General features: G+C 73.3%; 19 protein-coding genes. 9 read left to right on the forward strand and 10 right to left on the reverse strand.

Annotated elements, in window-relative coordinates:
- Window positions 1-3: 3 nt before the first annotated feature.
- The 5 genes from ACWCQM_RS25380 to argC all read right to left on the reverse strand — a co-directional run bounded on the left by ACWCQM_RS25380 (window position 4) and on the right by argC (window position 4,953).
- Window positions 4-540: an arginine repressor gene (locus ACWCQM_RS25380; RefSeq protein ID WP_073751528.1), complete on the reverse strand. Its 537-nt coding sequence runs from the start codon at window positions 538-540 to the stop codon at window positions 4-6.
- Window positions 541-565: 25 nt separating this feature from the next.
- Complete coding sequence (locus ACWCQM_RS25385; protein ID WP_450917436.1) at window positions 566-1,762, reverse strand: acetylornithine transaminase; 1,197 nt, start codon at window positions 1,760-1,762, stop codon at window positions 566-568.
- Window positions 1,759-2,685, reverse strand: coding sequence for an acetylglutamate kinase (gene argB, locus ACWCQM_RS25390; RefSeq protein WP_450917437.1), 927 nt, complete (start codon window positions 2,683-2,685; stop codon window positions 1,759-1,761). The genes ACWCQM_RS25385 and argB overlap by 4 nt, the downstream gene beginning before the upstream one ends.
- Window positions 2,682-3,836: a bifunctional glutamate N-acetyltransferase/amino-acid acetyltransferase ArgJ gene (argJ, locus tag ACWCQM_RS25395; RefSeq protein ID WP_450917438.1), complete on the reverse strand. Its 1,155-nt coding sequence runs from the start codon at window positions 3,834-3,836 to the stop codon at window positions 2,682-2,684. Before argJ ends, argB begins: the two co-directional genes overlap by 4 nt.
- An 88-nt stretch (window positions 3,837-3,924) precedes the next feature.
- Window positions 3,925-4,953 carry an N-acetyl-gamma-glutamyl-phosphate reductase gene (gene argC / locus ACWCQM_RS25400; protein WP_450917439.1) on the reverse strand — a complete coding sequence of 343 codons (1,029 nt, stop codon included), beginning with the start codon at window positions 4,951-4,953 and terminating at the stop codon, window positions 3,925-3,927.
- 87 nt (window positions 4,954-5,040) lie between these two features.
- Between argC and ACWCQM_RS25405 the strand changes: the two genes are divergently transcribed.
- The 3 genes from ACWCQM_RS25405 to ACWCQM_RS25415 all read left to right on the forward strand — a co-directional run bounded on the left by ACWCQM_RS25405 (window position 5,041) and on the right by ACWCQM_RS25415 (window position 7,941).
- Complete coding sequence (locus tag ACWCQM_RS25405) at window positions 5,041-5,997, forward strand: GlxA family transcriptional regulator (protein WP_450917440.1); 957 nt, start codon at window positions 5,041-5,043, stop codon at window positions 5,995-5,997.
- Between the two features lie 107 nt (window positions 5,998-6,104).
- Window positions 6,105-7,103: a type I glyceraldehyde-3-phosphate dehydrogenase gene (gene gap / locus ACWCQM_RS25410; protein ID WP_450917441.1), complete on the forward strand. Its 999-nt coding sequence runs from the start codon at window positions 6,105-6,107 to the stop codon at window positions 7,101-7,103.
- A gap of 199 nt (window positions 7,104-7,302) precedes the next feature.
- The gene (locus tag ACWCQM_RS25415; RefSeq protein WP_450917442.1) at window positions 7,303-7,941 is read left to right on the forward strand and encodes an SRPBCC family protein; all 639 of its coding nucleotides are present in this window, start codon (window positions 7,303-7,305) and stop codon (window positions 7,939-7,941) included.
- Between the two features lie 266 nt (window positions 7,942-8,207).
- Here the strand turns inward: ACWCQM_RS25415 and ACWCQM_RS25420 are convergent, their stop codons facing one another.
- Complete coding sequence (locus ACWCQM_RS25420; RefSeq protein ID WP_450917443.1) at window positions 8,208-8,606, reverse strand: DUF5997 family protein; 399 nt, start codon at window positions 8,604-8,606, stop codon at window positions 8,208-8,210.
- Between the two features lie 58 nt (window positions 8,607-8,664).
- Between ACWCQM_RS25420 and ACWCQM_RS25425 the strand changes: the two genes are divergently transcribed.
- The 5 genes from ACWCQM_RS25425 to ACWCQM_RS25445 all read left to right on the forward strand — a co-directional run bounded on the left by ACWCQM_RS25425 (window position 8,665) and on the right by ACWCQM_RS25445 (window position 13,681).
- Window positions 8,665-9,441 carry a LysR family substrate-binding domain-containing protein gene (locus ACWCQM_RS25425; RefSeq protein WP_450917444.1) on the forward strand — a complete coding sequence of 259 codons (777 nt, stop codon included), beginning with the start codon at window positions 8,665-8,667 and terminating at the stop codon, window positions 9,439-9,441.
- Window positions 9,442-9,585: 144 nt separating this feature from the next.
- On the forward strand, window positions 9,586-10,545 hold the full coding sequence (locus ACWCQM_RS25430) for an alpha/beta hydrolase (protein ID WP_450917445.1): 960 nt from the start codon (window positions 9,586-9,588) through the stop codon (window positions 10,543-10,545).
- Entirely contained in the window at window positions 10,538-11,725 is a 1,188-nt protein-coding gene (locus ACWCQM_RS25435) for an acyltransferase family protein (RefSeq protein ID WP_450917446.1), read from the forward strand. The genes ACWCQM_RS25430 and ACWCQM_RS25435 overlap by 8 nt, the downstream gene beginning before the upstream one ends.
- Window positions 11,726-11,735: 10 nt before the next feature.
- Entirely contained in the window at window positions 11,736-13,016 is a 1,281-nt protein-coding gene (locus ACWCQM_RS25440; RefSeq protein WP_450917447.1) for a histidine kinase, read from the forward strand.
- Window positions 13,013-13,681, forward strand: coding sequence for a response regulator (locus tag ACWCQM_RS25445; RefSeq protein ID WP_450917448.1), 669 nt, complete (start codon window positions 13,013-13,015; stop codon window positions 13,679-13,681). The genes ACWCQM_RS25440 and ACWCQM_RS25445 overlap by 4 nt, the downstream gene beginning before the upstream one ends.
- On the opposite strand, the gene ACWCQM_RS25450 is transcribed toward ACWCQM_RS25445, so the two are convergent.
- The 4 genes from ACWCQM_RS25450 to ACWCQM_RS25465 all read right to left on the reverse strand — a co-directional run bounded on the left by ACWCQM_RS25450 (window position 13,675) and on the right by ACWCQM_RS25465 (window position 17,463).
- Complete coding sequence (locus ACWCQM_RS25450; RefSeq protein ID WP_450917449.1) at window positions 13,675-14,835, reverse strand: serine hydrolase domain-containing protein; 1,161 nt, start codon at window positions 14,833-14,835, stop codon at window positions 13,675-13,677. The two genes, ACWCQM_RS25445 and ACWCQM_RS25450, sit on opposite strands and share 7 nt — an antisense overlap.
- Before the next feature lie 94 nt (window positions 14,836-14,929).
- Entirely contained in the window at window positions 14,930-15,505 is a 576-nt protein-coding gene (locus ACWCQM_RS25455; protein WP_450917450.1) for a histidine phosphatase family protein, read from the reverse strand.
- Between the two features lie 72 nt (window positions 15,506-15,577).
- On the reverse strand, window positions 15,578-16,015 hold the full coding sequence (locus ACWCQM_RS25460) for a GNAT family N-acetyltransferase (RefSeq protein WP_450917451.1): 438 nt from the start codon (window positions 16,013-16,015) through the stop codon (window positions 15,578-15,580).
- Window positions 16,012-17,463, reverse strand: coding sequence for an aminotransferase-like domain-containing protein (locus ACWCQM_RS25465; RefSeq protein ID WP_450917452.1), 1,452 nt, complete (start codon window positions 17,461-17,463; stop codon window positions 16,012-16,014). Before ACWCQM_RS25465 ends, ACWCQM_RS25460 begins: the two co-directional genes overlap by 4 nt.
- Here ACWCQM_RS25465 and ACWCQM_RS25470 point away from each other — a divergent pair.
- Window positions 17,462-18,544, forward strand: coding sequence for a DMT family transporter (locus ACWCQM_RS25470; RefSeq protein WP_450917453.1), 1,083 nt, complete (start codon window positions 17,462-17,464; stop codon window positions 18,542-18,544). The two genes, ACWCQM_RS25465 and ACWCQM_RS25470, sit on opposite strands and share 2 nt — an antisense overlap.
- The last annotated feature ends 17 nt before the right edge of the window (window positions 18,545-18,561 follow it).

Consider the following 18,561-nt stretch of genomic DNA (forward strand, 5'->3'; position numbering starts at 1 on the left):
CGGTCAGCGGTCGTTCTGGGCCAGCCTCAGCAGATGGTCGGCCAGCGCCTGGCCGCCGTTCGGGTCACGGCTGATCAGCATCAGCGTGTCGTCACCCGCGATCGTGCCGAGGATCGCCTGGAGTTCGGCCTGGTCGATGGCCGAGGCGAGGAACTGCGCGGCGCCCGGAGGCGTGCGCAGCACCACGAGATTGGCCGAGGCCTCCGCGGAGATGAGCAGCTCGGCCGAGAGCCTGCGCATCCGCTCCTCCTTGGCCGAGCCGCCCAGCGGTGCCTGCGGGGTGCGGAATCCACCCTCGCTCGGCACCGCGTAGATCAGCTCACCGCCGGTGTTGCGGATCTTCACCGCGCCGAGCTCGTCCAGGTCGCGCGAGAGCGTCGCCTGGGTGACGCTCAGCCCGTCGTCGGACAGGAGCCTGGCCAGCTGGCTCTGCGAGCGCACCGGCTGCCGGTTCAGGATGTCCACGATCCTGCGGTGGCGTGCGGTGCGGGTCTGCGGCACCGACGGCCCGCCGTGGTCCGTGTCCTGCGCCTCGGTCATCGTCGTCGCCTCATTCTCCGGATCGTCACTCCCCGGATCGTCCGTCCCCGTAAGCCGCGTCGAGAGCTCCCGGCAGAATCCGCAGGAACGCGTCCACCTCGGCGTCACCGATGATCAGCGGCGGCATGAGCCGCACGACGTCGGGGGCGGGCGCGTTCACCAGGAGACCGGCTCCCTGAGCCGCCTGCTGCACCTGGGGTGCGAGGGGCCCGGTGAGCACGATACCCAGCAGCAGGCCGGAGCCGCGTACGTGGGAGACCAACGGGTGGCCGAGGCCCTCCACGCCCTCCCTGATCCGCTCGCCGAGCCGCTTCACGTTGTCCAGGGTGCCGTCGGCGGCGAGCGTGTCCAGCACCGCGAGACCGGCGGCGCAGGCGACGGGGTTGCCGCCGAACGTCGTGCCGTGCTGACCGGGCTTCAGCAGGTCGGCGGCGTCACCGAAGGCGACGGTGGCGCCGATCGGCAGTCCGCCGCCGAGGCCCTTGGCGAGCGTGACCAGGTCCGGCTCGACACCCTGGTGGGCCTGGTACTCGAACCAGGTGCCACAGCGGCCGATCCCGGTCTGCACCTCGTCCAGGACGAGCAGCGTTCCGGTGGCCCGGGTGATCTCCCTGGCCGCTTCCAGATAGCCCTTGGGCGGTACGACGACGCCGATCTCGCCCTGCACCGGCTCGATGATCAGCAGCGCGGTGTCGGTCGTCACGGCGGCCCGCAGCGCCTCGATGTCGCCGTACGGCACGTGGGTGACGTCGCCGGGCAGCGGCAGGAACGGGGTGCGCTTGCCGGGCTGGCCGGTCAGGGCGAGGCTGCCCATCGTCCGGCCGTGGAAGCCGCCGTGGGTGGCGACCATGTGCGTACGCCCGGTGAGCCGGCCGATCTTGAAGGCGGCCTCGTTGGCCTCGGCGCCGGAGTTGCAGAAGTAGACCCTGCCCTTCCGGCCGAAGAGCTGGAGGAGCCGTTCGGCGAGCGCGATCGGCGGCTGGGCGGTGAAGAGGTTGGAGACATGGCCGAGCGAGGCGATCTGCGTGGACACGGCCTCGACCACCGCGGGGTGGGCGTGGCCGAGCGCGTTGACCGCGATACCGCCGACGAAGTCGAGGTACTCGGTGCCGTCCGCGTCCCACACCCTGGCGCCCTCGCCGCGCACCAGAGGCAGTTGCGGGGTGCCGTAGTTGTCCATCAGCGCACCCTGCCAGCGCTGTGTGATCTCCTCGTTGTTCATGACTCCCCCTCTGCGGCCGGCTGTGCGGCGGTTGTCGCGTCCGGCACGACCATGGTGCCGATTCCCTCGTCGGTGAAGATCTCCAGCAGGATCGAGTGCTGGACCCGGCCGTCGATGACACGGGCGGTCTCGACACCGTTGCGTACGGCGTGGAGGCAGCCCTGCATCTTGGGCACCATGCCGCTGGAGAGGTCGGGCAGCAGCTTCTCCAGCTCGGTGGCGGTGAGGCGGCTGATGACGTCGTCGCTGTTGGGCCAGTCCTCGTAGAGGCCCTCGACGTCGGTGAGGACCATCAGCGTCTCGGCGCCCAGCGCCGCGGCGAGCGCGGCGGCGGCGGTGTCGGCGTTGACGTTGTAGACGTGGTTGTCGTCGGCGGAGCGGGCGATGGAGGAGATGACCGGGATCCGGCCGTCGTCCAGCAGCGCCTGGATGGCCCCGGTGTCGATCTCGGTGATCTCACCGACCCGGCCGATGTCGACGGACTCGCCGTCGATCATCGGGCGGTGCTGGGTGGCGGTGATCGTGTGCGCGTCCTCGCCCGTCATGCCCACGGCGAGCGGGCCGTGCTCGTTGAGCAGCCCGACGAGCTCGCGCTGGACCTGTCCGGCGAGCACCATGCGCACGACGTCCATGGCCTCGGGCGTGGTGACCCGCAGTCCGGCCTTGAACTCGCTGACCAGGCCCTGTTTGTCGAGCTGGGCGCTGATCTGCGGGCCGCCGCCGTGCACGACGACGGGCTTGAGGCCGGCGTGCCGCAGGAAGACGACGTCCTGGGCGAAGGCGGCCTTCAGCTCCTCGTCGATCATGGCGTTGCCGCCGAACTTGATGACGACGGTCTTGCCGTTGTGCCGGGTGAGCCAGGGCAGCGCCTCGATGAGGATCTGCGCCTTGGGCAGCGCGGTGTGCTTCCTCGCGGCGCTCATGAGCTGTACGCGCTGTTCTCGTGGACGTACTCGGCGGTGAGGTCGTTGGCCCAGATCACGGCCGACTCGTCGCCCGCGGCGAGGTCCGCGGTGATCCGGACCTCCCGGTAGCGCATGTCGACCAGGTCGCGGTCCTCGCCGACGCTGCCGTTCTTGCACACCCAGACGTCGTTGATGGCGACGTTCAGCAGGTCGGGCTCGAAGGCGGCCTTCGTCGTGCCGATCGCGGAGAGGACGCGGCCCCAGTTGGGGTCCTCACCGTGGATGGCGCACTTGAGGAGGTTGTTGCGGGCGATGCTCCGGCCGACCTCGACGGCGTCCTCCTCGGTCGCCGCGTTGACCACCTCGATCCGGATGTCCTTGGACGCGCCCTCGGCGTCGCCGATGAGCTGCCGGGCGAGGTCGGCGCAGACGCTCTGCACCGCCTGCTCGAACTCGGCCTGCGCGGGGGTGGTTCCGCTCGCCCCCGAGGCGAGCAGGAGCACCGTGTCGTTGGTCGACATGCAGCCGTCGGAGTCGACCCGGTCGAAGGTGGTGCGGGTCGCGGCGCGCAGCGCGGCGTCGAGGGCGGGTGCCTCGACGTCGGCGTCGGTGGTGAGGACGACCAGCATGGTGGCGAGGCCGGGGGCGAGCATGCCCGCGCCCTTGGCCATGCCGCCGACGGTCCAGCCGTCGCCGCTCGCGACGGCGGTCTTGTGGACGGTGTCCGTGGTCTTGATCGCGATGGCGGCCTTCTCGCCGCCGTGCTCGCTGAGGGCCCCTGCCGCCTTCTCGATGCCGGGCAGGAGCTTGTCCATGGGCAGGAGTACGCCGATCAGCCCCGTCGAGGCGACCGCGATCTCCCCCGCGCTGTGGCCGCTGAGGACCTCGGCGGCCTTCTCGGCGGTGGCGTGGGTGTCCTGGAAGCCCTGGGGCCCCGTACAGGCGTTGGCGCCACCGGAGTTGAGGACGACGGCGGTCACCTCGCCGCCCTTGAGGACCTGCTCCGACCAGAGGACGGGCGCGGCCTTGACCCGGTTGGAGGTGAAGACGCCGGCCGCGGCGCGGCGGGGGCCTTCGTTGACCACGAGGGCCAGGTCCGGGTTGCCGCTCTCCTTGATCCCGGCGGCGATGCCCGCCGCCGTGAATCCCTTGGCTGCCGTGACGCTCACTGCATCTCCTCGTTCGCTTCTCCGCCCACGCAGCGCAGCGGCGCGGCTTTCGTCGTGGCCCGCAGCCGAGCGGCTGCGTATGCGTCGCTCACGGGGCGACGCCGATCGTGGAAAGACCTGTGTCCTCGGGAAGTCCGAGGGCGATGTTCATGCTCTGCAGGGCGCCCCCCGCGGTGCCCTTGGCGAGGTTGTCGATGGCGCTGATCACGATGATCCGCCCGGCCGCCTCGTCGTGGGCGACCTGGACCTGAACGGCGTTCGACCCGTACACGGCGGCGGTGGAGGGCCACTGGCCCTCCGGCAGCAGGTCGACGAAGGGCTCGTCGGCGAACGCCTTCTCGTAGACCGCGCGGAGGGACTCGGCGCTCACCCCCTGCTTCGCCTTCGCGCTGCACGTGGCGAGGATGCCGCGGGGCATGGGCGCGAGGGTCGGGGTGAAGGACACGGAGACGGGCTCGCCGGCGGCGGCGCCGAGGTTCTGGATCATCTCGGGGGTGTGCCGGTGGACGCCACCGACGCCGTACGGGGTCATGTTACCCATGACCTCGGAGCCGAGCAGGTGCGGCTTGGCCGCCTTGCCCGCGCCGGAGGTGCCGGATGCGGCGACGACGACGGCCTCGGCCTCGGCGAGACCGGCGGCGTACGCCGGGAAGAGCGCCAGGGAGACGGCGGTCGGGTAGCAGCCGGGCACGGCGATGCGCTTGGTCCCCTCCAGCGCCGCGCGGGCACCGGGCAGCTCGGGCAGGCCGTAGGGCCAGGTGCCGGCGTGCTCGGAGCCGTAGAACTTCTCCCAGTCGGCGGCGTCCTTCAGCCGGAAGTCGGCGCCCATGTCGACGACCAGCACCTCTTCACCGAGCTGCTCGGCGACGGCGGCGGACTGCCCGTGGGGAAGGGCCAGGAAGACGACGTCGTGTCCGCCGAGCACCTCGGCGGTGGTCGGCTGGAGAACCCGGTCGGCGAGCGGCCTCAGGTGCGGCTGCAGGGCGCCGAGTCGCTCCCCCGCGTTGGAGTGGGCGGTGAGGGCTCCGATCTCCACCTCGGGGTGGGTGAGGAGCAGACGGAGCAGTTCCCCGCCGGCGTATCCGCTCGCTCCTGCCACTGCCGCACGTACCACCATCGGAAATCCTCCTCGTCGATGGCATGACTATACGCACCATTGCAGTTTTATGCAAAGGCTTACGGGTATCCGCGTACCCTCTTCCCTGTGCCGGCCTCATCCCCGCATCGCGTAGCGGTCCTCGTGCTCGAAGGCGCGAAGCCTCTCGATGTCGGTATTCCCGCACAGGTCTTCACCACGCGCGTGAGCATGCCGTACGAGGTGCGGGTGTGCGGCGCGGAGTCCGGTCAGGTGACCGGTGGCGACGGCCTGTCGTACTCCGTCGCCCACGGCCTCCAGGCACTCGAGTGGGCCGACATCGTCTTCGTCCCCGGTTACCGGTTCCCGGACCGCGAGGACCCGCCGCGGGCCGTCGTCGAGGCGCTGGTCGGCGCCCACGACCGGGGCGCGCGGCTCGCCGCCATCTCGACGGGTGCCTTCGCGCTCGCCGCCACGGGCCTGCTCGACGGCAGGCGCGCCACGACGCACTGGCACTACACGCGGGCGCTCGCCGCGAAGCATCCGCTCGTCCGGGTCGACGAGAACGTCCTGTTCGTGGACGAGGGCCGCGTGCTGACGTCGGCCGGTGCCGCGTCGGGCATCGACCTCTGCCTGCACATCCTGCGCGGCGATCTCGGGGTGGCCGCGTCGAACCACGCGGCCAGGCGCCTGGTGGCGGCCCCCTACCGCAGCGGCGGGCAGGCGCAGTACGTGCCGCGCAGCGTGCCCGAGCCGCTGGGCGAGCGGTTCGCCGCCACGCGGGAGTGGGCGCTGCACCGGCTGGGCGAGACGCTCACCCTCGAAGCGCTCGCCCGGCACGCGGCGGTGTCGCCGCGCACGTTCTCGCGGCGCTTCGCCGAGGACACCGGGTACACGCCGATGCAGTGGGTCATGCGCGCCCGGATCGACATGGCCAGGGAACTGCTCGAACGCTCGGAGCGGAGCATCGAGCAGATCGCCGCCGAGGCCGGTCTCGGCACGGGGACGAATCTGCGGCTGCACTTCCACCGCATCCTCGGCACCACGCCGAGCGAGTACCGGCGCACCTTCACCCAGGGCGGATAACCCGCCGTTCACGCCTGGCGCGATCCTTTCGGACCGTGGCGATCGCGCCGCTGTCACCGGCCCGGCCGGCGCGCGAGCCTGGTGACGGAACAGAAGGGACACCACTCATGACTCGCATCGCCATCAACGGATTCGGCCGTATCGGACGCAACGTGCTGCGCGCCCTGCTCGAACGCGAGAGCGGCCTGGAGGTCGTCGCCGTCAACGACCTCACGGAGCCCGCCGCCCTCGCGCGGCTGCTCGCCTTCGACTCGACGGCGGGCCGGCTCGGCCGCCCGGTGAGCGTCGACGGGGACACCCTCGTCGTGGACGGCCGCCGCATCACCGTGCTCGCCGAGCGTGAACCGGCGCAGCTGCCGTGGGCCGAGCTCGGCGTCGACATCGTGCTGGAGGCGACCGGCCGCTTCACGTCGGCCAGGGCAGCGGGCGCCCACATCGACGCGGGCGCGAAGAAGGTGCTGATCAGCGCCCCCGCGGACGGCGCCGATGTCACGCTCGCGTTCGGCGTCAACAACGGCGCGTACGACCCGGCCCTCCACACGATCGTCTCCAACGCCTCGTGCACGACGAACGCCCTCGCGCCGCTCGCCGCCGTGCTCGACGATCTCGCCGGCATCGAGCACGGTTTCATGACGACGGTGCACGCCTACACGCAGGAGCAGAACCTCCAGGACGGCCCGCACCGCGACCCCCGCCGCGCCCGCGCCGCCGGCGTGAACATCGTGCCGACCACCACGGGCGCCGCGAAGGCGATCGGCCTCGTGCTGCCGAACCTCGACGGCAGGCTGTCGGGCGACTCGATCCGGGTTCCCGTTCCGGTCGGCTCGATCGTCGAACTCAACACGACCGTCGCCCGCGACGTGACGCGCGAGGACGTGCTGGAGGCGTACCGCGCCGCGGCCGAGGGCCCGCTCGCCGGGGTCCTCGAATACTCGGAGGACGCGCTCGTGTCGTCCGACATCACGGGCAACCCCGCCTCGTCGATCTTCGACTCGGCCCTCACGCGCGTCGACGGCCGCCACGTCAAGGTGGTCGCCTGGTACGACAACGAGTGGGGCTTCTCGAACCGCGTGATCGACACGCTCCAGCTCCTGGCCAACGGCTGACCGGGGGCCGGGACGACAGGCCCTGGCTTCCTTCTCGGTTCCGGCGTCAGCCGGCGGACCGGAAGGCGTCGGTGCGTACGGCACCCGTCCGGCTGGGCGGGTGCCGTACGCGTCCCGTGAGGCGGGCCGGGCGGAACTTCGGTTACATGGCCGACGGGGTACGCGCGTGTGCGGACACGCGGAAGGAGAGCGAGCGGCCATGAGCGATATCACCGACGAGATCGGCCTGGTGCACCGTGAGGTCGGCACCCGCCGGGTGGCCTCGGAGGAAGCGGGCTCGGTGCTGCTGCGGCGCACCTTCGGCACGGGTGTCGCCGATGTCTGGGACGCCGTGACCTCGCCGGAGCGGATCGCCCGGTGGTTCCTGCCGGTGACCGGGGAGTTCCGGGTGGGCGGGCGCTACCAGCTGGAGGACAACGCGGGCGGCGAGATCCTCGAATGCCTGCCCAGGGAGCGGCTGCGCGTGTCCTGGCTGATCGAGCCCGACTCCGGTTCCGGCTTCAGCGAGGTCGAGGTACGTCTCGCGCCGGACGGCGACGACCGGACGGTGCTGGAGCTGGAGCACGTGGCCGTGATCCCGGAGGAGTTCCGCAGCCAGTACGGTCCGGGCGCGGCCGGGGTCGGCTGGGACCTGGCCCTGCTGGGGCTCGGATGGCACCTGGCGGGCGGCGGGCTCAGCCCTCAGGACGCCGTGGAGTGGCAGGCCTCGCCCGAGGCGAAGGCCTTCGTGGCACGCTCGGGCGAGGAGTGGGGCCGCGCGTTCGCCGCCTCCGGCGCGGACCCGGAGACCGTGACCGCGACGACGGTGGCGACGATCGCCTTCTACACCGGGGAGTGACCGGACGGGTCGCAAGGCGGTGTCCGGACCGGTCGCGAGGCAGTGACCCGACCGGTCGCAAGCCTGTGACCAGCCCGGTCGCGAGGAAGCGACCGACCCGGCCGGGGAAGGCAGAAGCGTGTCCGGCCGGGGTTCGGCCCGTCGCTCAGCCGCCACGGCACGTCCCGCTCGCGGACGGCCGCGACGCGCCGGGCACCGCCGGAGGGCGGTCGGCCGCTGGAGGACAGGTCAGCCTCCGGAGGGCGGCTCGGCCGCTGAAGGGCAGGTCAGTCGCGGTCGGCCTGCTCGGCACGTGCCGCGTTGCGCTCCTTGATGCGTACCGCTTCCTTGCGGACCTCGGCCTGGGTGGAGCGCTCCTTCTGCAGCCACTCCGGGGCGTCCTGCTTCAGCGCGTCGATCTGCTCGGTCGTGAGCGGCTCGGTGACGCCGCCGCGCGCGAGCCCGGCGATGGAGACGCCCAGCTTCGACGCGACCACGGGCCGGGGGTGCGGGCCGTTGCGGCGCAGGTCCTGCAGCCACTGGGGCGGGTCGGACTGCAGCGCGTTCAGCTCGGCGCGCGAGACGACGCCCTCCTGGAACTCGGCGGGGGTGGCTTCGAGGTACACACCCAGCTTCTTCGCCGCGGTGGCGGGCTTCATCGTCTGGGTGGTCTGGTGCGACGTCATGGTGTCCAGGGTATCGAGCATGTGCGCCGCCTCCGACCACGGCCGGTAACCTGGCGGAGTGACAGGCTCGGAAGAACCCCCTGCGTTCCGGCTCGCCTACGTCCCGGGCGTGACCCCGACCAAGTGGGTGCGGATCTGGAACGAGCGACTGCCCGGTACACCGCTGACCCTCGTGGGCGTCCCCGCTGCGGAGGCCGCCGGTCTGCTGCGTGACGGCGGCGCCGACGCCGGTTTCGTGCGGCTGCCCGTCGACCGTACGGACCTCAGCGCGATCCCCCTCTACACGGAGACGACCGTGGTCGTCATCCCCAAGGATCATGAGGGGACGGCCGTCGAGGAGATGGCGGCCGAGGACCTCGCCGAGGAGATCGTGCTGCATCCCCTCGACGACACGCTCGACTGGGAGCGCCCGCCGGGCCTGCCCGCGTTCGAGCGGCCCGCCACGACCGAGGACGCGGTGGAACTGGTGGCCGCGGGCATCGGTCTGCTCGTCGTCCCGCAGTCGCTGGCGCGCCTGTACCACCGCAAGGACCTCACCTACCGCACGCTGACGGGTGTCCCCGAGTCCCGGATCGCGCTCTCGTGGCCCGAGGAGAAGACGACCGACCTCGTCGAGGAGTTCATCGGGATCGTCCGGGGCCGGACCGTCAACAGCACCCGGGGGCGCCCCCCGACACCGCCGCAGCCCAAGGCCGCCAAGGCCAGGACGGCGAAGGCCGGCGACAAGAAGGGCGGCGCCCCGCGCAAGCCGGCGGCGGGGCGGAACCCCCGGGGCGGCTCGGGCGCCGCCAAGAACGCCAAGGGCGGCGGCAAGCGCGGTAAGCCCCGCCGGTAGGCGGCCCGCACCGCCCGGCCTGCTACCCGTCATACCCGGGAGCTACGCGCGAGGTGCACTCCCTGGCGGGACGCGGACCACACGGGTCGGTCCATACCTTCGGTACCGGATTCAGGTCGAACCCCCGGTACGGAAGGACCACCCATGGCGTCCCGCCCACGCACCAGCCGCCCGCGCCGCGCCCTGCTCGCCGCGCTCGTCACCGCGTCCGTGGCGCTGCCGGTGTCGGGGGCGGCCCGCCCGGCCGCCGTTCCCGCACCCGTCCCCGCGCGGCTCGCACCGCTGGGCACGGCAGAGCCCTCGGTGCTGGAGGCCAGGTACGCCACCGTCCGGCAGGAGATCCGCGCGGCGCGGGACATGGCCGCCCGCCATGGCGACCGGCGGCGGGCCGCCGCGCTCACGGCCATGGCGGCTCCGGGGCGCGCCTTCCTGATGTTCGACGGGCGCGACGGCGGACGCGGGGTGGAGGTCTTCGGGGATCTGTCGCGGGCCGGACGGATCGCCGTACTGGTGCCGGGTGCGGGCGTCGACCTCGACCACTACGGCCGTTTACGGCGCGGCGCCGAGGCGCTCCTCGGCGAACTGGGCCCGGGGACAGCCGTCGCCGCCTGGCTCGGCTACCGGACACCCACCACGCTGGGCCCTTCCTCCCTCACGGCGGCGCGTGCCGAAGGGGCGGCTCCCGGCCTGCGGACCTTCGTACGGGAGGTGCGCCGGGTCAGGCCCGTCGCCCGGGTCTCCCTCCTCTGCCACTCCTACGGTTCCGTGGTCTGCGCCCGGGCCGCGTCCGGGCTCGATGTGGCGGACATCGTCCTGTACGGCAGTCCCGGCACCGGCGCGAAGGACGCGGCCGCCCTCGGCACCCGGGCCACGGTCTGGGCGGGCCGGGGCGGGGAGGACTGGATCGGCCGGGTCCCGCACATGGTCCTGCCGCTGCCGTTCGGCACCGTCGGGTTCGGGACGGACCCGGTGTCGCCGGAGTTCGGCGCGGAGGTCTTCGACGCGGGCGACGCCGCGCACAGCGGCTATCTGATACGGGGGAGCGTGGCGTTGCGCGGCATCGCCGCGATCGTCGCGGGGACGGCGGGTGCCCGTCATGCGTGACCTCGTGCAGTACAGGGACGTACGTGCACTCGTCCGGCGGATCGACGCGGCCACTCCCCCGGACCGCGACCGCGCGGTCGACGCCCTGCGCGCCCTCGCCATCCTGGGTGTGGTGTGCGGCCACTGGCTGGTGACGGCGCTGGTCACCGACAGCGGCACGGTCCACGGCGCGAGTCCGCTCCGGTACATGCCCGGACTCACCCCGGTCTCCTGGGTGTTCCAGACGCTCGCCCTCTTCTTCCTGGTGGGCGGTCAGGTGGGCGCGAGGGGGTACGCCTCGGCCCGGGCCAGGGGCGAGTCCTACGGTCACTGGCTCGGGGTCCGGATGGCCAGGCTGTTCCGCCCGGTCGCCGTCGTCACGGTCGTCTGGGCCGTCGCCGCCGCCGTGATGCTGGCCTCGGGGGTGGACGGGGCGACGGTGCGCGCGCTCGGCAAGCTGGTGTGGTCGCCGCTGTGGTTCCTCCTGGTGTTCGCCGCGCTGACGGCGGCGACCCCGCTGGTCGCGCGACTGCACCCGCTGTGGCCGCTGGCCGTCGTCCTGTACGTCGACCTGTTCAGGCTGGGGGGCGGTGGCCCGGCCTCCCTGGGGTGGATCAACGTGGCGGCGGGCTGGCTGGTCCCCTACTGCCTGGGGGCGGCGTGGGCCCGGGGCGGGCTGAGCGACCGGCGGACCGGGTGGGTGCTGCTGCTCGGGGGTACGGGGGCGACGGCGGGGCTGGTGCTGTTCGCCGGGTACCCCGCCTCCATGGTCGGGGTGCCGGGCGGGACTCTCTCCAACCTCGACCCGCCGTCGCTCGCGGCCGTGACCTTCGGCCTCGCCCAGTGCGGTGCGGCCCTGCTGCTGCTCGGGCCGCTGCGGCGGGTCCTCGCGCGGCCGGCGGTCTGGGCGGCGGTGGCTGCGCTGAATCTGTCCGCGATGACGGTGTTCCTGTGGCACCAGACCGCGATGATCGCGGTGACGTCGACCGCGCTGTTCCTGAGCGGGCCGCTGCCTGGTCTGCACACGGTCCCCGACGGACCCGGCTGGGTGCTCGCCCGGCTCGCCTGGCTGCCGGTGTTCGCACTGGCGCTGCTGCTGTGCCGGGCGGCGTTCGGGGCGTACGAGCAGCGGGGTGGCGGCGGTTCGACCGTCGTACGGTCCGGTTCCCCCGCCCGGGTGCGGGAGGCGCGCGGTGTCTAAGGTGAGCGGCATGACGAGGGCCGGTGGGCGGATCACAGCGGCGTTGCGCGGTCTGCCGCGCATGCTGCGCGAGGATCTGTGGAGCTCACCCGTCGATCCGATACCCCCCACCGGTGCGCCGGGATCGCCGGTCTGGCGGCCCGCGTTCGGGATGCTGCTCACGCTGGGGGTCACGGCGGTCGCCCTGTGGCACGTGCCCGATCTGGTCCCCCACGGCGCTGCCGTCCCCGCGTACGTGGTGCTCCTCGCCGTGTGCCAGTCACTCGCGCTCCTGGCGGGCATGCGGCAGCCGCTGTACGCCTGGTGGGCCTCACTGGTCCTGATGGTCGTGAGCGTGCGGATCGCGGAGTCCGCGGTGACGCCCGGTGAGATGTTCCCGTGGACGGGTGCCGAGATCGCGCTGCAGAGCGGTGCGCTGTTCCTGCTGACCCTGCGGGTCCACCCGCGCAGGGCGGTCCTCGCGCTGACGCTGAGCCTGCTGGCGGGGCTGGTCTCCAGCGGGTTCACCACCAGGGCCCACAACTACTCCATGGACGTGGGCGCGCTGGTCGTGATCACGGCCGTGGTGATCGGCGCGGCACTGCGCGCCCTCAGGGTCGCCCGCAGCCAGCTGGTCGAGCAGTCGGAACTGACGGAGGAGGAGCGCGCCAGGCGCACCCTCCTGGAGGAGCGCAACCGGATCGCACGCGAGCTGCACGACGTGGTCGCCCACCACATGTCGGTGATCTCCATCCAGGCGCAGGTGGCCCCGCACCTCGTCGAGAATCCGTCGCCCGAGCTCAGGGAGAACCTCGCCGGCATACGGGAGAACGCCGTGGAGGCGCTGGCCGAACTGCGCCGGGTGCTCGGTGTGCTGCGCTCGGAGGACGCGCTGGCGGACGGGGTCCGGCACGCCCCGCAGCCCACGCTGGACCGGCTGGACGAGCTGGTCGGCAAGGTGCGGAGCGCGGGTGTCTCCGTCGCGACGCAGACGACGGGCAGACGCCGCCCGCTCCCACCGGGCGTGGAGCTGTCGGCGTTCCGGATCGTGCAGGAGGCGCTGAGCAATGTGCTGCGGCACGCTCCGGGGGCCGGCGCCCGGGTGGAGGTCGGCTACCACTCCTCCGCGGTGACGGTCCGGGTCACCAACACGGCCCCGGACGCGCCGGGCCGGCCGATGGACGGCGTCGGGCACGGGCTGCTCGGCATGCGCGAACGCACCGCCATGCTGGGCGGCGACCTCACCCACGGCCCCACCCCCGGCGGGGGTTACGAAGTAGTGGCGACCCTTCCCCTGGAGGACCCTTCATGACCATCCGTGTGCTGATCGCCGACGACCAGATGATGGTCCGCCAGGGGTTCACGGTGCTGCTGAACGCCGAGGAGGGCATCGAGGTCGTCGGTCAGGCGGTGGACGGTGTGGAGGCCGTCGAGAAGGCGGACGAACTCGCCCCCGATGTCGTCCTGATGGACATACGGATGCCGCGCCTCGGCGGGATCGACGCCACGCGCCGCATCATCGGGGCACCCGGCGCGACCGTCCGCGTCCTCGTCCTGACCACCTTCGACCTCGACGAGTACGTGTACGAGGCGCTGCGCGCGGGCGCCTCCGGCTTTCTGCTGAAGGACGCGTCGGCCGACGAACTCGCCCAGGCGGTACGGGTGGTGGCGGCCGGGGACGCGCTGCTCGCCCCGAACATCACCAAGCGGCTGATCGCCGAGTTCTCCCGGGTGAGCGCCGGACCGCGCGCTCCCCGGAAGGAGCGCGTCGGCGACCTGACGGAGCGGGAGACCGAGGTGCTGTCCTTGATCGCGCAGGGCCTGTCGAACGCCGAGATCGCGGCCCGGCTGATCGTCGCGGAGCAGACGGTGAAGACCCACGTGAGCCGGATCCTGGTCAAGCTGGGCCTGCGCGACCGGACCCAGGCCGCCGTGTTCGCGTACGAGTCGGGGCTGGTCCGGCCGTCGGGCTACTGAGCCGGGAGCGCCCCGTACACCGCGTCGACCAGCGCCATCTTGCGCGGGTCGTCGGCGATGTGGGGGCCCATGCGGTTCATGACGTAACCGAGCGCGATCCCGGCCTCCGGGTCGGCGAGGCCGCAGGAGCCGCCCGCACCGTCGTGGCCCACCGCGCGGGGGTTGGGGCCGTAGCTCGCGTTGGGGCCGCTCAGCCAGAGGCCGAGGCCCAGCTCGGTCTCGTGGGCGAAGCCGGCTCCGAGCACCAGGTCCCGGCAGCTGCCCTGGCCCTCACGGACCCGCTCGGCCGCCTCCTCGGAGAGGACGCGCCTGCCGTCGAGGCTGCCGCGGCCGGCGAGGATGCCGTAGAGGGCGGCGACCCCGCGGGCCGTCCCGTGGCCGTTGGCGGCGGGGATCTCGGCGGCACGCCACTCGGGGGTGTTGGCGGCGGCGATACCGGTGCCGGGGTTGAGCAGGGAGGCGATGGCCACCGGCTCCATCGCGGCGAAGAGGGCGGCCTGTTCGCGGGAGACGTCCTTGGGCTGGACGAGTTCGGCGACCCGGCCGGCCTCCTTCTCGGGGAGGCCGACGGTGAATTCGATGCCGAGCGGCCCGGTGATCTCCTGCCGCAGGAACTCCCCGGGCAGCAGGCCGGTGATCCGGCGGACGACCTCGCCGACGAGGAAGCCGTACGAGATGGCGTGGTAGCCGGAGCGGGTGCCCGGCTCCCACCAGGGCTCGGTGGCCGCGAGGCGCGCCGTGGTCAGCTCCCAGTCGTAGAGCTCGGCGAGGGTGTGCGGATCGCGCAGGCCCGCGACCCCCGAGCGGTGCGAGAGCAGATGGCGTACGCGGACGGATTCCTTGCCCGCGGCGGCGAATTCGGGCCAGTACGCGGAGACGGGGGCGTCCAGGTCCAGGAGGCCGCGGTCGACGAGGATATGGGCGCAGAGCGCGGTCGGGCCCTTCGTCGTGGACCAGACGTTGACCACGGTGTCCCGCTCCCACGGGCGGGTCCGCTCCCCGTCGGCCCAGCCGCCCCAGAGGTCCACCACGGGGGCGCCGTCGAGCAGGACGGTGACCGCGGCGCCCAGTTCGCCGCGCTCGGCGAAGTTCGCCGCGAACGCGTCGCGCACCGCCGCGAACCGGTCGTCACAGTGGCCATGGATCTGCGGCACAGGTCTCTCCTCGTCTCGGTGGCACGCACCATACCGACTGGTCGGACTGGCGGGAAGACGCTGTGTCCCGCGTTCCTCCGGCCGGGGGAACGCGTCAGTGCGGATGCGTGTCGAGGCTGAGGCTCCAGCGGCCGGGCAGCCCGGTCAGCGTCACGGTGGAGAGCGGGCGCACATCGACGTTCCAGTACGTCGAGGGCGGGGCCTTGAGCGCGTACACGAGGGCGGCGCGGACGACGGCGGGTTCGGCGACGGCGACGACCGAACCCTCCCGCACCGGACGGGTGTCGAGCCAGCACCCTATGCGGGAGATGAAGCCGAGCAGCGACTCGCCGCCGTGCGGGGCGGAGCGCGGATCGGCGAGCCAGGCGTCGACAGCGGCCGGTTCGTGGGCGGCCACGTCGGCCAGGGTCAGGCCCCGCCACCGGCCCATGTCGCAGTCCCGCAACGCCGGCTGGACCAGCGGGGCGAAGCCGAGGGCGTCCCCGGTGGCGCGGCTGCGGGGCGTGGGCGAGCAGTAGCGCAGCTCGGCGGCGGCGAGCGGGACCAGGGTGTGAGCGGCGAGCCGCACCTCGTGCCAGCCCGTGTCGTCGAGCGGCCGGTCGTCGTCGAAGCGCTCGGCGAGGAGGGCGGAGCTGCGTGCTGCGGCGACCAGTGAGACGCGAACACTCATGGGCGCGATCGTGGAGCCGAACGCCACGCCGGTCAAGAGGGCGACGGGCCGTCTGTGCGAACGCCCTCCGGGTCAACCGAGCTTGAGGGCCATCCACATGTCGGGGTCGGCGAGCGGCTCGAACCCCGTCTTCGCGTAGACCCCGTGGGCGTCGTTCGTCGCGAGGAGGATCCGGCGCACTCCCAGCGGTGCCAGATGGTCACGGACGGCGGTGACGATCCGGGTCCCGAGGCCGCTGCCCCGGGCCTCCCGGTCGACGTACACGTCGCAGAGCCACGCGAAGGAGGCGTGGTCGGTCACCACCCGGGCGTAGGCGACCTGTTCGCCCGTCACGACGTCGTACGCACCGAAGTTGAGCGAACCCGCGATCGCACGGTCCTGGTGCTCGCGGGTGCGGCCGACGGCCCAGTACGCGTCCGTGGAGAGCCAGTGGTGGATGCGGTCCGCGTCGAGGCGGGCGGGATCGCTGGATATCTCGTGGCGCCGCTCGGGCGTGTCGTCGACGGTCATGAGGGGGAGAGTACCGCCCTCTCGTCGCAGGCGGCGCGCAGTCTGCGTACGCCCTCGGCGATCTCGGCGGGGCCGGACACGGCCGCGAAGCTCAGCCTGATGTGGCCGGCCGGGGGTTCGGCGCAGTGGTAGGGGCTGCCGGGCGCGACGGCGACTCCGGCCCGCAGGGCGGCGGAGACCAGGGCGGGCTCGTCGGCCCCCGGCCCGGGGAGCCGGAGCCAGACGCTGCCGCCGCCCGACGGCACGTGCGTCAGGGTGAGTTCGGGGAGCCGGGTGCGCACGGCGGACGTCATCGCGGTGCGGCGGCTGCGGAGTTCGGCGGCGACGGCGCGCAGATGGCGGTCCCAGGCGGGGGCGCCGACGAGTTCGAGCGCGGCCTCCTGGACCGGTCGCGGCACGAAGAAGCTGTCGACTACCTGGATGGCCCGCAGCCGTTCCAGGACGGGGCCGCGTGCGGCCAGCGCGCCGACGCGCAGGCTCGGTGACGTGATCTTGGTGAGGGAGCGCACGTGGACCACGACGCCGTCCGGATCGTCGGCGGCCAGTGGCCCGGGCAGGGGTCCCGCGTCGTCGTGGACGAGCCGGCGGGCGAAGTCGTCCTCGACGACGAAGGCACCGGCCCGCCGGGCGGCCCGCACGACGCGCTCGCGCCGCTCGGGGGCGAGGATCACGCCGGTCGGGTTCTGGAAGAGCGGCTGGCAGACGAAGACCTTGGCCCCGGTGGCGCGGAAGGCGGCCTCCAGGAGGTCGGGCCGCACCCCGTCGGCGTCCATCGGTACGGGCACGGGCCGCAGCCCGGTGGCGCGGGCGGCGGCCAGCATGCCCGGGTAGGTGGGTGACTCGACGAGGACGGGGGCGCCGGGCGGGGCGAGGGCGCGCAGCGCGGTGGCCAGGGCGCTCTGCCCGCCCGCGGTGACCAGGACGTCGGAGCCGGTGAGGGTGCCGCCGATCTCCCGGGCGAACCAGTCGCGCAGCTCGGCCAGCCCGCTGGTGGGCGGCCTGCCCCAGACCCCGGGCCTGCGGCCCGCGCGGGCGAGGGCGGCGGCCAGGGCGCGCTCGGGCTGGAGGCTGGGGTGGAGATAGCCGCCGTTGAACTCGATGACGCCCGAAGGCGGTTCGGCGAGCGTGACGAGGACGCCGGAGGCGTCGACGGTGCGCGGGACGACCTCGGGTCCGCTGTCGCCGCTGAGGGACACCTCCTGCCAGGAGGTGTCCCCGGGGGCGGGGAGCGCGGCGCGTGCCTCGGCGCGGAAGGCGCCGGAGCCGGGGCGCGTGACGACGAGGCCTTCGGCGGCGAGCTGCGCGATGGCCCGGGAGACGGTCACGGGGCTGACCCTGTAGCGCTCGACTAGGGCCCGGCTGGACGGCAGCTTTCCACCTGGTGAGTAGCGGTTGAGCTCGCCCCGAAGGGAACTCGCCAGCTCTGCGACACTGCTACGATCGTGCATGACAGCACAGAATAGCGCTACCGACCAGGCGGCGATAGCGGTGGACCCCGGCCCGACGGTGCGCGACCAGCCCTCGGGCGGCGTCCTGCTCGCCGGACTCGGCGTCGTCGCCTTCTCGCTGACCTTCCCTTCGACGGTGTGGGGCCTCGACAGCTTCGGGCCCTGGTCCCTGGTCGCGCTGCGCAGCCTGCTCGCGGCGCTGATCGCGGGGTGCGCCCTGCTGGTGGGCCGGGTCGCGCTGCCCGAGCGCCGCCACTGGGCCGGTCTCGCGGTCGTCGCGGGTGGTGTGGTGGTGGGCTTCCCGCTGCTGACCACGCTGGCCCTGCAGACCTCCACGAGCTCGCACGCCGCCGTGGTGGTGGGTCTGCTGCCGCTGACGACCGCCCTCCTCTCGGCGCTGCGTACGGGTTCGCGCCCGCCCCGCGCCTTCTGGGCGGCGGCCCTCGCCGGGGCGGCCGTGGTGATCGTCTTCACGGTCCAGCAGAGCGGCGGAACCCTCTCGGGCGGCGACCTGTACCTCTTCGGCGCGCTGCTGGTCTGCGCGGCCGGCTACACCGAGGGCGGCAGACTGGCCCGGGTGATGCCCGGCTGGCAGGTGATCGGCTGGGCGCTGATCCTCGCCCTGCCGCTCGCGGTGGCCGGCGCGGCCGTGGCCCTGCCCTTCGAGCCGGTGCATCTCACGGCGCGCGGGGTCGTCGGGCTGGTCTGGGTCGCCGCCGGGTCGACCTTCCTCGGCCTGTACGTCTGGTACCGGGGCATGGCGCGGATCGGCGTCCCCCGGGCCAGCCAGCTCCAGCTGGCGCAGCCCCTGCTCACGCTGGTCTGGTCGTTCCTGGCGCTCGGCGAGGAGGTGTCGGCCGCGGCCCCGGTGGCGGCGGTGGCCGTCCTGGTCTGCATCGCCGTCACCCAGCGGGCGGGCCGCGCCGGGGCCGGGCGGCCGGGCAGGGCCGAGGTCCGCCGGACGGGCAGGGCCGGGGCCCGGCGGACGGGCGCTTCCGAGGTCCGCCGGTCGGGCCGCGCGAAGGCCGCCCGGGGGGCGGCGCCCGCCGCGCCGAAGGACGGTGGGCGCGTCCGGTCATAGACTTGTCGACATGGACC

The organism is Streptomyces sp. NPDC002125 (genome assembly GCF_053593715.1).

Coding starts and splice junctions, on each gene's coding strand:
- ACWCQM_RS25380 (WP_073751528.1), bottom strand. CDS start 540: ATGACCGAGGCGCAGGACACGGACCACGGCGGGCCGTCGGTGCCGCAG.
- ACWCQM_RS25385 (WP_450917436.1), bottom strand. CDS start 1,762: ATGAACAACGAGGAGATCACACAGCGCTGGCAGGGTGCGCTGATGGAC.
- argB (WP_450917437.1), bottom strand. CDS start 2,685: ATGAGCGCCGCGAGGAAGCACACCGCGCTGCCCAAGGCGCAGATCCTC.
- argC (WP_450917439.1), bottom strand. CDS start 4,953: ATGGTGGTACGTGCGGCAGTGGCAGGAGCGAGCGGATACGCCGGCGGG.
- gap (WP_450917441.1), top strand. CDS start 6,105: ATGACTCGCATCGCCATCAACGGATTCGGCCGTATCGGACGCAACGTG.
- ACWCQM_RS25415 (WP_450917442.1), top strand. CDS start 7,303: ATGAGCGATATCACCGACGAGATCGGCCTGGTGCACCGTGAGGTCGGC.
- ACWCQM_RS25420 (WP_450917443.1), bottom strand. CDS start 8,606: ATGACGTCGCACCAGACCACCCAGACGATGAAGCCCGCCACCGCGGCG.
- ACWCQM_RS25430 (WP_450917445.1), top strand. CDS start 9,586: ATGGCGTCCCGCCCACGCACCAGCCGCCCGCGCCGCGCCCTGCTCGCC.
- ACWCQM_RS25435 (WP_450917446.1), top strand. CDS start 10,538: ATGCGTGACCTCGTGCAGTACAGGGACGTACGTGCACTCGTCCGGCGG.
- ACWCQM_RS25440 (WP_450917447.1), top strand. CDS start 11,736: ATGACGAGGGCCGGTGGGCGGATCACAGCGGCGTTGCGCGGTCTGCCG.
- ACWCQM_RS25445 (WP_450917448.1), top strand. CDS start 13,013: ATGACCATCCGTGTGCTGATCGCCGACGACCAGATGATGGTCCGCCAG.
- ACWCQM_RS25455 (WP_450917450.1), bottom strand. CDS start 15,505: ATGAGTGTTCGCGTCTCACTGGTCGCCGCAGCACGCAGCTCCGCCCTC.
- ACWCQM_RS25460 (WP_450917451.1), bottom strand. CDS start 16,015: ATGACCGTCGACGACACGCCCGAGCGGCGCCACGAGATATCCAGCGAT.
- ACWCQM_RS25470 (WP_450917453.1), top strand. CDS start 17,462: ATGACAGCACAGAATAGCGCTACCGACCAGGCGGCGATAGCGGTGGAC.
- ACWCQM_RS25465 (WP_450917452.1), bottom strand. CDS start 17,463: ATGCACGATCGTAGCAGTGTCGCAGAGCTGGCGAGTTCCCTTCGGGGC.